The organism is Pseudomonas viridiflava, from assembly GCF_900184295.1.
Classification (GTDB): domain Bacteria; phylum Pseudomonadota; class Gammaproteobacteria; order Pseudomonadales; family Pseudomonadaceae; genus Aquipseudomonas; species Aquipseudomonas viridiflava.
Map to the genome: position 1 here is coordinate 5,230,052 of NZ_LT855380.1, position 12,286 is coordinate 5,242,337.

Here is a 12,286-nt window from a genome sequence, read left to right on the forward strand (position 1 = left end):
CGCAGGTTGTGCTGTGTTATCCCTCTTCGGGAGCGTTGACCGTGTCAAAATCCACCGTTTCTTTCTATAACCTGGCCTGGCGATGGCATTTTTACGCCGGATTGTTTGTTGCGCCCTTCATGATTCTTTTGTCGCTGACCGGGATGATTTACCTGTTCAAGCCACAGCTCGACAACCTGATGTACAGCGATCTGCTGAGCGTGACGCCTGCTCACCATCAGATCAGTGCCGATGAGTTGCAACAGCGCGTACTGAGCGCTTATCCACAGGCCGCCATCAGCAAGTATTTCCCGCCCGTGAGCGCCGAAGGCAGCGCGCAGTTCGTGATCCGTGATGAGGGTCGTGAGATGAACGTCTTCGTCGATCCGTATCGCGGCGAGATATTGGGCACTCAGGATGCGAAGCAGAACCTGCAGGCCATTGCCCGCGCGCTGCATGGCGAGCTGATGATCGGCACTGTCGGTGACCGGCTGATCGAACTGGCGGCAGGCTGGGGCATCATGCTGGTGATTTCCGGGCTGTACCTCTGGTGGCCACGGGGCTCACGCGTCGCAGGCGTGCTTTGGCCCCGGCTGACCGCGCGAGGTCGCGTGCTGTGGAAGGATCTGCATGCGGTGACTGGCTTCTGGGGATCACTGATTCTGCTGTTCATGCTGCTCAGCGGCATGACCTGGACCGGCATGTGGGGCAAACAGTACGCAGCGGTCTGGAATACCTTCCCGGCTGCAATGTGGACCGATGTGCCCAAGTCCACGCAAATGGCAGGCGAACTCAACACCGCCAGCGCCCAGACCGTGCCGTGGGCAATGGAAAACACACCGATGCCGCAATCGACCGGTGAGCATGCCGAGCACATGCATCATCACGGCATGTCATCAGGCCCGGCAGCGCCGAAGATCAGCCTGCAACAGGTGGTCGACATCGCAACCGCCAAGGGCATCGCGCCTGGCTACAGCATCACGGCCCCCAAGACTGCCGAAGGCGTGTTCACGGTATCGGTGTTTGCCGATGACCCACGCAACGACGCCACCCTGCATATCGACCAGTACAGCGGCAAGGTGCTGGCTGATGTGGGCTGGCAGGATTACAGCCTGGTTTCACGGGCAACCGAGATGGGCGTGATGCTGCACGAGGGCAAGTTTTTCGGCTGGATCAACCAGTTGCTGATCTTCCTCGCCTGCCTGATGATCCTGCTCAGCGCTGTCAGCGGCTTGGTGATCTGGTGGAAACGTCGTCCTCAGGGCGGCCTCGGCGTACCGCCACTGCGCCACGACCTGCCCCGCTGGAAAACCGCCATGGTGATCATGTTTGGCATCGCGGTCGCGTTTCCGCTGGTGGGGGTTTCGTTGGTGGTCGTCTGGCTATTTGACCGAATAGTTTTCTCCCGCTTTGCTAATTCCTCGGCAGCAGCTTAAATTGCACGCGGCGGGGCCTGAAACCGGCGGGCGGTTTTGTGATGAATTCCTCACCTGACAGGATCAGGTCTCGTTCTTTCAAGTTACAAAAAAAGCCGCCTTCGGGCGGCTTTTCTCGTTATGCGCACCCTGCGCACCAATATTGCCCCTCGCTTCGCACCAGCCTCCCCTGCCAGCTCCACTTCAGTGCACTCCGATGGCTGCGACGCTCCCGAAGGCCCGTTCCAAAGCGTTTTCTCAGGCTGGGCACAGCCTTTGCTTGGAAGCCTTCAAAGAGTCGTTCTGCCAATCCAAAAAAAACAGATCAACGGAGCCCGTCCAATGAAGCGTCGCAGCCTGATCAAAGCCTTCACCCTGTCCGCATCCATCGCAGCCATGGGCCTGTCATGGACCGTTCAGGCCGCCGAAACCATCAAGGTCGGCATCCTGCATTCGCTTTCCGGCACCATGGCCATTTCCGAGACTTCGCTGAAAGACATGGCGCTGATGACCATTGACGAGATCAATGCCAAAGGCGGCGTGAACGGCAAGATGCTGGAGCCGGTGGTCGTAGACCCGGCCTCCAACTGGCCGCTGTTCGCCGAAAAGGGCCGTCAGTTGCTGACTCAGGACAAGGTCGCCGTGGTGTTCGGCTGCTGGACCTCCGTTTCGCGCAAATCGGTCCTGCCGGTGTTCGAAGAACTCAACGGTCTGTTGTTCTACCCGGTTCAGTACGAAGGCGAAGAGATGTCGCCGAACGTGTTCTACACCGGTGCAGCGCCCAACCAGCAGGCCATCCCTGCGGTCGAGTACGTGATGAGCGAAGACGGCGGCGAAGCCAAGCGCTTCTTCCTGCTGGGCACCGACTACGTCTACCCGCGTACCACCAACAAGATTCTGCGCGCATTCCTGCATTCCAAAGGTGTGAAGGACAGCGACATCGAAGAGGTCTACACCCCGTTCGGCCACGCCGATTACCAGACCATCGTGGCGAACATCAAGAAATTCTCCGCTGGCGGCAAGACGGCGGTCATCTCCACCGTCAATGGCGACTCCAACGTGCCGTTCTACAAGGAACTGGCCAACCAGGGCCTGAAAGCCACCGACGTACCGGTCGTGGCCTTCTCGGTGGGCGAAGAAGAACTGCGCGGCATCGACACCAAACCGCTGGTCGGTCACCTCGCGGCCTGGAACTACTTCCAGTCGGTCGAGAACCCGGTCAACAAGAAGTTCGTCGCTGACTGGAAAGCCTACGCCAAGAAGAAAAACCTGCCGGGCGCTGACAAGGCCGTGACCAACGACCCGATGGAAGCCACGTACGTCGGTATCCACATGTGGGCGCAGGCGGTCGAGAAAGCCAAGTCCACCGACGTCGACAAGGTTCGTGAAGCGATGGCCGGACAGACCTTCGCCGCGCCGTCCGGCTTCACCCTGACCATGGACAAGACCAACCACCACCTGCACAAGCCGGTGATGATCGGTGAAGTCGAGGAAAACGGTCAGTTCAACGTGGTCTGGCAGACCAAGGAGCCGATCCGCGCCCAGCCGTGGAGCCCGTACATCCCTGGCAACGACAAGAAGCCGGACCATGCGGTGAAGAGCAACTGATCAGCGCTCATGTGATCGTTCCCACGCTCCTGCGTGGGAACGCCGCTCAGGACGCTCCGCGTCCGCTCTGGAACGTGACGCAGAGCGTCTCGGGCGGCATGCCAATGCGGACCATCGGCACGATCAACCCGCACGAACATGAATCAAGGCCATTGATATGCCCTCTTACCTTTACCGCCTGATCCTTGCCATCACCCTGTTGCTGCCTTTCGCGGCGCAGGCCAGTAATGCGGGTGATTTCGCAGCGGCCAGTTCTTCGCAACAGGCAGAATTGCTTGAAGCCTGGGCGGCCAAGCCTGTTCCTGAGCGGGTCGAGTTGCTTGAAGCACTGCGCGACGGCCGAGTGGCTGCCGACAGCAGCAAGCGGGCCTGGATCGAGAACAATGACACCTATGTCGCGGTGGACGCCGATGTCCCGGCTGCGGCAGATGCCCCCACACCTGATGAACCGCGCAAACTGCGTCTGAACAACCGGCTGCGGGGTCTGGTCGAGACCGCGCTGGCCAGCCACCAACTGCTGGCAGCCGATGTAAAGCTGCGCATGGCCGCCGCTCTGCAACTGCAGAAAAGCGCGCGCCCTGCGCAACTGGACCTGCTGAGCCAGCGCGTGGCGACCGAAACAGACTCAAGCGTCAAAGACGCACTGACCCTGGCACTGGCCAACCTGCAACTGGTCGACAGCAGCCCCAGCGTGCGCCTTGCCGCTGTGCGCCTGCTGGGCGAAACCGGTGATCCGCTGGCCCGCACCCGCCTTGAATCGTTGCTGTCGCCGGGCGTTGAAACCGACGCATCGGTGCGCATTGCCGCCGAAACCAGCCTGGCCCAGGTCAAACGCAAACTGATGATCGGTGAAATCCTCGGTCAGGCCTTCAGCGGTATGTCGCTGGGCTCGATCCTGCTGCTGGCCGCGCTGGGCCTGGCGATAACGTTCGGCCTGCTGGGCGTGATCAACATGGCCCACGGCGAAATGCTGATGCTGGGTGCCTACTCGACCTATGTCGTGCAGTTGATGTTTCAGCGCTACGCACCAGGCGCCATCGAGGTTTACCCGCTGGTGGCGCTGCCCGTCGCGTTCTTCGTCACGGCGCTGATCGGCATGGCACTGGAGCGCACGGTAATTCGTCATCTGTATGGCCGTCCGCTGGAAACCCTGCTCGCCACCTGGGGCATCAGCCTGATGCTGATTCAGGCCGTGCGCCTGGCCTTCGGTGCGCAGAACGTTGAAGTGGCCAACCCGGAATGGCTGTCCGGCGGTATTCAAGTACTGCCCAATCTGGTGCTGCCTTACAACCGTATCGTGATCATCGCCTTCGCGTTGTTCGTGGTGGTGCTGACCTGGCTGTTGCTGAACAAGACCCGTCTGGGCCTGAACGTGCGCGCCGTGACCCAGAACCGCAACATGGCCGCCTGCTGCGGCGTGCCGACCGGGCGTATCGACATGATGGCCTTCGGGCTGGGCTCCGGCATCGCAGGACTGGGCGGTGTCGCCCTGAGCCAGATCGGCAACGTCGGCCCGGACCTGGGCCAGAGCTATATCATCGATTCGTTCCTGGTGGTGGTGCTCGGCGGCGTCGGGCAGCTGGCAGGCAGCGTGATGGCGGCTTTCGGGCTGGGCATCGCCAACAAGATTCTCGAACCGCAAATCGGCGCCGTGCTGGGCAAGATCCTGATCCTGGCGCTGATCATTCTGTTTATCCAGAAACGTCCGCAGGGCCTCTTCGCATTGAAAGGACGGGTGATCGACTGATGAGCCAGCCATTGATGGTAACTGCTGCACAAAAGGTCGGCCCCAAAGGCACGCTGACGGTGGGCATTCTGGTACTGGCTGTTTTGCTGGCCATGCCGCTGCTCTCGTTGCTGCCCGCCGATAACAGCCTGCAGGTGTCGGCCTACACCCTGACACTGGTGGGCAAGATTCTCTGCTACGCCATTGTCGCTCTGGCACTGGATCTGGTCTGGGGTTACGCCGGGCTTCTATCGCTGGGCCACGGCCTGTTCTTCGCGCTGGGCGGTTATGCCATGGGTATGTACCTGATGCGCCAGGCGGCGGGTGACGGTCTGCCAGCGTTCATGACCTTCCTGTCGTGGACCGAGCTGCCGTGGTACTGGGCCGGTGCCGACAACTTCCTGTGGGCCATGTGTCTGGTGGTTCTGGCGCCGGGCCTGCTGGCGCTGGTGTTCGGTTTCTTCGCCTTCCGCTCGCGGATCAAGGGCGTGTATTTCTCGATCATGACCCAGGCACTGACCTTCGCGGGCATGCTGTTGTTCTTCCGCAACGAAACCGGTTTCGGCGGCAACAACGGCTTCACCAATTTCCGCAGCATTCTGGGTTTCAGCATCAGCTCGCAGGGCACCCGTGCAACGCTGTTTCTGGCGACCGTGATTCTGCTGGTGGTCAGCCTGTACATCGGCTGGCGTCTGGCGCAGAGCAAGTTCGGCCGGGTGCTCACCGCCCTGCGCGATGCGGAAAACCGCCTGATGTTCTGCGGCTACGACCCACGCGGCTTCAAGCTGTTCGTCTGGGTCCTGAGCGCGGTCCTGTGCGGACTGGCGGGTGCGTTGTATGTGCCTCAGGTCGGCATCATCAACCCGAGCGAAATGTCGCCGACCAACTCCATCGAAGCGGCGGTCTGGGTAGCTCTGGGCGGACGCGGCACGCTGATCGGCCCGCTGCTGGGTGCCGGTCTGGTCAACGGCATGAAGAGCTGGTTCACCGTGGCATTCCCGGAATACTGGCTGTTCTTTCTCGGCGCGCTGTTCATCATCGTCACGCTCTACTTGCCCAAAGGCGTCATCGGCGTACTGAAGAAAAGGAACGAGTCATGAAAACCACGCCAACGCCCTCTTTCATGCTGGAGCCGGTGCTGGACCCCAATTCCGATGCAGGCACCAGCCGCGACGCGCTGGGGCTGGGCCAAAGCGCCGGCAAGGGACTGAACACACGCCACGGCACGATCCTGACTCTGGAAGACATCAGCGTCAGCTTCGACGGTTTCAAGGCGCTCAATGACCTGAACCTGTACATCAGCGTCGGCGAGCTGCGCTGCATCATCGGCCCCAACGGGGCGGGCAAGACCACGCTGATGGACGTGATCACCGGCAAGACCCGGCCCAGCCACGGCAAGGCCTGGTTCGGCGAAACGCTGGACCTGACGCAGATGAGCGAAGTGCAGATCGCCCAGGCCGGGATCGGCCGCAAGTTCCAGAAGCCCACAGTGTTCGAAGCACTGAGTGTGTTTGAGAATCTGGAACTGGCGCAGAAGACCGACAAGTCGGTGTGGGCCAGCCTGCGGGCGCGCCTGAACGGCGAACAGCGCGACCGGATCAACGAGGTGCTGGAAACCATTCGCCTGACAGGCTCCATGCAGCGCCCGGCAGGGCTGCTGTCCCACGGTCAGAAGCAGTTTCTGGAAATCGGCATGCTGCTCGTTCAGGACCCGCAACTGCTGCTGCTCGACGAGCCAGTCGCAGGCATGACCGATGCCGAAACCGAATTCACCGCCGAACTGTTCAAAAGCCTGGCGGGCAAGCACTCACTGATGGTGGTCGAGCACGACATGGGCTTTGTCGGCTCGATTGCCGACCACGTGACCGTACTGCACCAGGGCAGCGTACTGGCCGAAGGCTCATTGAACGATGTGCAGGCAGACGAACGCGTGATCGAGGTGTACCTGGGCCGTTGAGGCTGACGTGATCGCTCCCACTCCACGCTCATCGTTATACACAAGTCATTTGGCTACCCAGTGAGGCAGCGACACTGATGCGCTTTTGTAGCGCGATGGCATGAACACCGCAGATCGCGACGCGGGTGAAGGCTGAGTCCTGGCGCTGATTCGGGGGGCAATCGGCATGGATGCCGATTGAGCTGCACTGGGCCATGGATGGCCCATTTGCAGCGACCCCCGAATCAGTGTCAGGACGAAGGAACCCCGGCGAAGCCGGGGCCGGAACCGGAGCAAAAGGCTTTGCTTACTTTGGCCTCTCAAAGTAAGTCGCCGAGGGGCGAAAAGGTGACGTGAGCCATGCGCTCTGCTCACTGAGTCCGCAGTCTGTGCCATTTGTGACGCGGAGCATAACGGCGACCACGCTGTAACAGAAGAGAACATGAACCATGCTGCAGGTCGAAAAGCTTCATCAATATTACGGCGGCAGCCACATTCTGCGTGGCCTGTCCTTTGACGTGAAGGTCGGTGAAGTCACCTGCCTGCTGGGCCGCAACGGCGTGGGCAAGACCACGTTGCTGCGGGTGCTGATGGGCCTGTTGCCGTCGAAGGAAGGCTCGGTGCAATGGGAAGGCAAGGCCATTACCGGCTTCAAGCCCCACCAGCGCGTGCACGCCGGTATTGCTTACGTACCGCAGGGCCGGGAAATCTTCGGACGGCTGACCGTCGAGGAAAACCTGCTGATGGGCCTGTCGCGCTTTCCGGGCTCGGAGGCCAAAGAGGTACCAGCATTCATCTACGAGCTGTTCCCGGTACTGCTGCAAATGAAGCACCGCCGTGGCGGCGATCTGTCGGGCGGCCAGCAGCAGCAATTGGCGATTGGCCGCGCACTGGCCAGCCGCCCTCGTCTGCTGATTCTCGATGAGCCTACCGAAGGCATTCAGCCGTCGGTGATCAAGGAGATCGGCGCGGTCATCAAGAAGCTGGCCGAGCGCGGCGACATGGCGATTCTGCTCGTGGAGCAGTTCTACGACTTCGCCGCTGAACTGGCGGACCAGTATCTGGTGATGTCCCGGGGTGAAATCGTCCAGCAGGGCCGTGGCGAGAACATGGAAGCCGAAGGCGTTCGCGGACTGGTCACTATTTGATGCGCCAATCCGTTATCGTGCAATCCTCGACACAGAATTGAAGACGCCATGAATCTGCCTGCCAATACCGCCCTGTTCACGCCCAGCTGGCACGCCGAGCTGGAGCTGGGCTATGGGCGTTTTGACGACAGCACGCGGCCGGTTCAGCGCCGCCACAAAGGCCCGCTGCGGGTGCAGAAACATCTGTACGCCGAAGGCCCTGAGGTGTGTCAGCACATCATCGTACACCCGCCCGGCGGTATCGCGGGCGGCGACCGTCTGGATATCTCGGCCAACGTCGGCACCGACGCCTGGGCACAATTGACCAGCCCCGGCGCAGCCAAATGGTATCGCGCGGCAAGCCCGGCGTTTCAGCAACTGGAGCTGCTGGTCGAACCCGGCGCGACGCTGGAATGGCTGCCTCAGGAAACCATCGTGTTCTGCAACGCCCAGGCCGAACTGACCACGCGCATCGAGCTGCGTGGCGACGCGAAGCTCTGTTACTGGGACGTCGTGGCGCTGGGCCGTCCGGCCAGTGGCGAGCGTTTCGAGCACGGGCATTTTCAGTCCGCGCTGGATATCCGCCGCGACGGCACATTGATCTGGCACGAACGTCAACGCATTATCGGGGGCGACGGGCTGCTGGATTCCCCGGTCGGGCTGGATGGCCATACGGTGTTTGCCACGTTGCTGATCACCGGCGAGGTGGACAGCGAATTGCTTGAAGCCTGCCGCAGCCTGTCGATGCCCAATCCGGTACGTGGTGATCTGACCCAGGTGCCGGGGCTGGTCGTGGCGCGCTGTCTGGCCAACGAAGCCTTGCATGCGAGAGCCTGGCTGATCGAAGTCTGGAAAAAACTGCGCCCGGCATTGCTGGGACGCGAGGCAGTGACGCCGAGAATCTGGAATACATGAAGTTGGGCAGACGCCTCCCGCAAAAGCACCAACAACGACTGCACAGCAACCCGAACACCACGACACGGAAACCCCATGGACCTGACGCCACGCGAAAAAGACAAGCTGCTGATTTTCACCGCCGGACTGGTTGCCGAACGGCGCCTGGCGCGTGGAGTGAAGCTCAATTACCCGGAAGCCATGGCCTACATCTCCGCAGCGCTGCTCGAAGGCGCACGTGATGGTCAGACGGTCGCCGACCTGATGCATTACGGCACGACGCTGCTGACCCGCGAGCAAGTGATGGAAGGCATCCCGGAAATGATTCCGGAGATTCAGGTGGAAGCGACGTTCCCGGACGGGACCAAGCTGGTCACCGTGCATCAGCCGATTGCCTGAGGACACCCGCATGCAAGACGTGATTCGCGATGCACTGCCGGAAGATTTGCCCGGCATTCTCGCCATCTACAACGATGCGGTGCTCAACACTACCGCCATCTGGAACGAACAGCCGGTCGATCTGACCAACCGTCAGGCGTGGTATGCCTCCCGCCAGACCCAGGCCTACCCGATTCTGGTCGCCCTGGATGCGGCAGGCGAAGTGCTGGGGTACTCATCGTTCGGCGACTGGCGTCCTTTCGAGGGCTTCCGTCATACGGTCGAGCACTCGGTGTACGTACGCGCCGATCAGCGTGGCAAGGGCCTGGGGCCAAAACTGATGTCGGCCTTGATCGAGCGCGCCCGCACCTGCGACAAACACATGATGGTCGCGGCCATTGAAAGCGGTAACGCGGCCTCGATTGCCCTGCACGAACGCCTGGGCTTCACGACCACCGGCCAGATGCCGCAGGTGGGCACCAAGTTCGGTCGCTGGCTGGACCTGACCTTCATGCAATTGGACTTGTCGCCCGGCGCTCAGGCACCAGCCTCGCAAGCCCCCAAATCCGTATAACCGAGAGCCTTCCATGAACCCAGCACAGTTGCGTCGCGTCACCGCTGAAAGCTTCGCGCATTACCGTCAGGGTCTGGCGCAACTGCTGTTCGACACCGTCCATGACGGCGCATCGGTAGGGTTCATGGCTGACCTGACGCTGGAGCAGGCGCTCCGCTGGTGTGATGGTTTAAGAGCTGACGTTGCGTCAGGCGATCTGTTGCTGTGGGTCGTGGTGGACAATGAACGCCTGCAGGCCAGCGCACAGCTTGCGCTGTGCCAGAAGCCCAACGGACTCAACCGTGCCGAGGTGCAGAAGCTGATGGTGTCGCCTGCCGCACGCGGCCACGGTCTGGGCAGGCAACTGATGGAGGCGGTCGAACAGGCCGCCGTGAAACTCAAGCGCGGCCTGCTGCACCTGGACACCGAAGCAGGCTCGACGGCGGAAGCCTTCTATCGCTCGATGGCTTACACCCGCGTGGGCGAACTGCCTGACTACTGCGCCACACCGGACGGTCGCTACCGACCGACCGCCATTTATTTCAAAACCTTGGGGCAACCGACATGATCCCTGGCCAATACCAGATCCAGCCCGGCGAGATCGAACTCAACGCCGGCCGCCGTACCCTGAGCCTGACCGTTGCCAACAGTGGCGATCGTCCGATTCAGGTGGGCTCGCACTTTCACTTTTTCGAAACCAACGATGCGCTGACCTTCGACCGAGCCGCCAGCCGCGGCATGCGCCTGAATATTCCGGCTGGCACCGCCGTACGCTTCGAGCCTGGGCAGGCACGCGAGGTTGAACTCGTGGACCTTGCAGGCTTGCGCAAGGTGTACGGGTTTGCCGGTCGAGTGATGGGCGAGTTGGATTGAATCAAGGCGCAGGCTCAGATCGTTCCTGCTCAGAGCGCGGGAGCGATCAGTGTGAAGTCCATAAAGTACTCAAGGAATCACCATGAAGATTTCCAGACAAGCCTACGCCGACATGTTCGGCCCTACGGTGGGCGACAAGGTTCGCCTGGCCGACACTGAGCTGTGGATCGAAGTCGAGAAAGACTTCACCACCTACGGTGAAGAAGTGAAATTCGGCGGCGGCAAAGTCATTCGAGACGGCATGGGCCAAGGCCAGTTGCTGGCGGCCGAGGTGGTCGACACGTTGATCACCAATGCGCTGATCATCGATCACTGGGGCATCGTAAAAGCCGACGTCGGCCTCAAGAACGGTCGCATCGCCGCCATCGGCAAGGCAGGCAACCCGGACATCCAGCCCGACGTAACCATCGCGGTGGGCGCAGCCACTGAAGTGATTGCAGGCGAAGGCATGATCCTCACCGCAGGCGGCGTCGATACGCACATCCACTTCATCTGCCCGCAGCAGATCGAAGAAGCGTTGATGAGCGGCGTGACCACCATGATCGGCGGCGGCACCGGCCCGGCAACCGGCACCAACGCCACGACCGTCACACCCGGCCCCTGGCACATGGCGCGCATGCTGCAGGCCGCTGACGCCTTCCCGATGAACATCGGCCTGACCGGCAAGGGCAACGTCAGTCTGCCCGGCCCGTTGATCGAGCAGGTCAAGGCGGGCGCAATCGGCCTCAAGCTGCACGAAGACTGGGGCACCACGCCTGCCGCCATCGACAACTGCCTGAGCGTGGCCGATGAATACGACGTGCAGGTGGCGATTCACACTGACACGCTGAACGAGTCGGGCTTTGTCGAGACCACGCTCGCTGCGTTCAAGAACCGTACGATCCACACCTATCACACCGAAGGTGCTGGTGGCGGCCACGCGCCCGACATCATCAAGGCCTGCGGCTCGCCGAACGTGCTGCCCAGTTCGACCAACCCGACCCGGCCGTTCACCCGCAACACCATCGACGAGCACCTGGACATGCTCATGGTCTGCCATCACCTGGACCCGAGCATCGCTGAAGACGTCGCTTTCGCGGAAAGCCGCATCCGTCGCGAGACCATTGCCGCCGAAGACATCCTCCACGACCTGGGCGCATTTTCGATGCTCAGCTCCGACAGCCAGGCCATGGGTCGCGTCGGCGAGGTGATCATGCGCACCTGGCAGACTGCCGACAAGATGAAGAAGCAGCGCGGTCCGCTGCCTCAGGACGGTCCGGGAAACGACAACTTCCGCGCCAAGCGCTACATCGCCAAATACACCATCAACCCGGCCATCACCCACGGTATCAGCCATGAAGTGGGCTCCATTGAAGTGGGTAAATGGGCAGATCTGGTGCTGTGGCGCCCGGCGTTCTTCGGCGTCAAACCGACACTGATCCTCAAGGGCGGCGCCATTGCCGCCAGCCTGATGGGCGACGCCAACGCCTCGATCCCGACACCGCAACCCGTCCACTACCGCCCGATGTTCGCCAGCTACGGCAGCTCCCTGCACGCCACCAGCATGACCTTCATCAGCCAGGCCGCGTTCGACGCAGGCGTGCCGGAATCACTGGGTTTGAAGAAGCAGATAGGCGTGGTCAAAGGCTGCCGCACCGTGCAGAAGAAAGACCTGATCCACAACGACTACTTGCCCGACATCGAAGTCGACCCGCAGACCTATCAGGTCAAGGCCGACGGCGTGCTGCTGTGGTGTGAGCCTGCGGATGTGCTGCCGATGGCGCAGCGGTATTTTCTGTTCTAGAAACGCTGCCAGAG

12 protein-coding genes are annotated in these 12,286 nt (G+C 61.5%); all 12 read left to right on the top strand.

Translation table 11 applies throughout. The features are described from left to right. The first annotated feature begins 41 nt into the window (after window positions 1–41). The 12 genes from CFBP1590_RS23535 to ureC all read left to right on the top strand — a co-directional run bounded on the left by CFBP1590_RS23535 (window position 42) and on the right by ureC (window position 12,272). On the top strand, window positions 42–1,415 hold the full coding sequence (locus CFBP1590_RS23535; protein ID WP_088236031.1) for a PepSY-associated TM helix domain-containing protein: 1,374 nt from the start codon (window positions 42–44) through the stop codon (window positions 1,413–1,415). 321 nt (window positions 1,416–1,736) lie between these two features. After that, on the top strand, window positions 1,737–3,002 hold the full coding sequence (urtA, locus tag CFBP1590_RS23540; protein ID WP_025994132.1) for an urea ABC transporter substrate-binding protein: 1,266 nt from the start codon (window positions 1,737–1,739) through the stop codon (window positions 3,000–3,002). Window positions 3,003–3,159: 157 nt separating this feature from the next. After that, window positions 3,160–4,749 carry an urea ABC transporter permease subunit UrtB gene (gene urtB, locus CFBP1590_RS23545; RefSeq protein WP_088236032.1) on the top strand — a complete coding sequence of 530 codons (1,590 nt, stop codon included), beginning with the start codon at window positions 3,160–3,162 and terminating at the stop codon, window positions 4,747–4,749. Then, window positions 4,749–5,828 (top strand): urea ABC transporter permease subunit UrtC, encoded by a 1,080-nt coding sequence (gene urtC / locus CFBP1590_RS23550; protein WP_088236033.1) that lies wholly within the window; start codon window positions 4,749–4,751, stop codon window positions 5,826–5,828. The genes urtB and urtC overlap by 1 nt, the downstream gene beginning before the upstream one ends. Continuing rightward, entirely contained in the window at window positions 5,825–6,685 is an 861-nt protein-coding gene (urtD, locus tag CFBP1590_RS23555) for an urea ABC transporter ATP-binding protein UrtD (RefSeq protein WP_058432614.1), read from the top strand. The genes urtC and urtD overlap by 4 nt, the downstream gene beginning before the upstream one ends. A 428-nt stretch (window positions 6,686–7,113) precedes the next feature. Continuing rightward, window positions 7,114–7,812 (top strand): urea ABC transporter ATP-binding subunit UrtE, encoded by a 699-nt coding sequence (gene urtE / locus CFBP1590_RS23560; protein ID WP_003376418.1) that lies wholly within the window; start codon window positions 7,114–7,116, stop codon window positions 7,810–7,812. A 48-nt stretch (window positions 7,813–7,860) separates the two neighbouring features. Further along, entirely contained in the window at window positions 7,861–8,706 is an 846-nt protein-coding gene (locus CFBP1590_RS23565; RefSeq protein WP_043305324.1) for an urease accessory protein UreD, read from the top strand. A gap of 75 nt (window positions 8,707–8,781) precedes the next feature. Next, window positions 8,782–9,084 carry an urease subunit gamma gene (locus tag CFBP1590_RS23570; protein ID WP_004887254.1) on the top strand — a complete coding sequence of 101 codons (303 nt, stop codon included), beginning with the start codon at window positions 8,782–8,784 and terminating at the stop codon, window positions 9,082–9,084. A 10-nt stretch (window positions 9,085–9,094) separates the two neighbouring features. Continuing rightward, window positions 9,095–9,637: a GNAT family N-acetyltransferase gene (locus tag CFBP1590_RS23575; RefSeq protein ID WP_088236034.1), complete on the top strand. Its 543-nt coding sequence runs from the start codon at window positions 9,095–9,097 to the stop codon at window positions 9,635–9,637. A 13-nt stretch (window positions 9,638–9,650) separates the two neighbouring features. After that, window positions 9,651–10,184: a GNAT family N-acetyltransferase gene (locus CFBP1590_RS23580; RefSeq protein WP_043305326.1), complete on the top strand. Its 534-nt coding sequence runs from the start codon at window positions 9,651–9,653 to the stop codon at window positions 10,182–10,184. Further along, window positions 10,181–10,489: an urease subunit beta gene (locus CFBP1590_RS23585; RefSeq protein WP_004887260.1), complete on the top strand. Its 309-nt coding sequence runs from the start codon at window positions 10,181–10,183 to the stop codon at window positions 10,487–10,489. The genes CFBP1590_RS23580 and CFBP1590_RS23585 overlap by 4 nt, the downstream gene beginning before the upstream one ends. Before the next feature lie 82 nt (window positions 10,490–10,571). Beyond that, complete coding sequence (ureC, locus tag CFBP1590_RS23590) at window positions 10,572–12,272, top strand: urease subunit alpha (protein ID WP_004887262.1); 1,701 nt, start codon at window positions 10,572–10,574, stop codon at window positions 12,270–12,272. The last annotated feature ends 14 nt before the right edge of the window (window positions 12,273–12,286 follow it).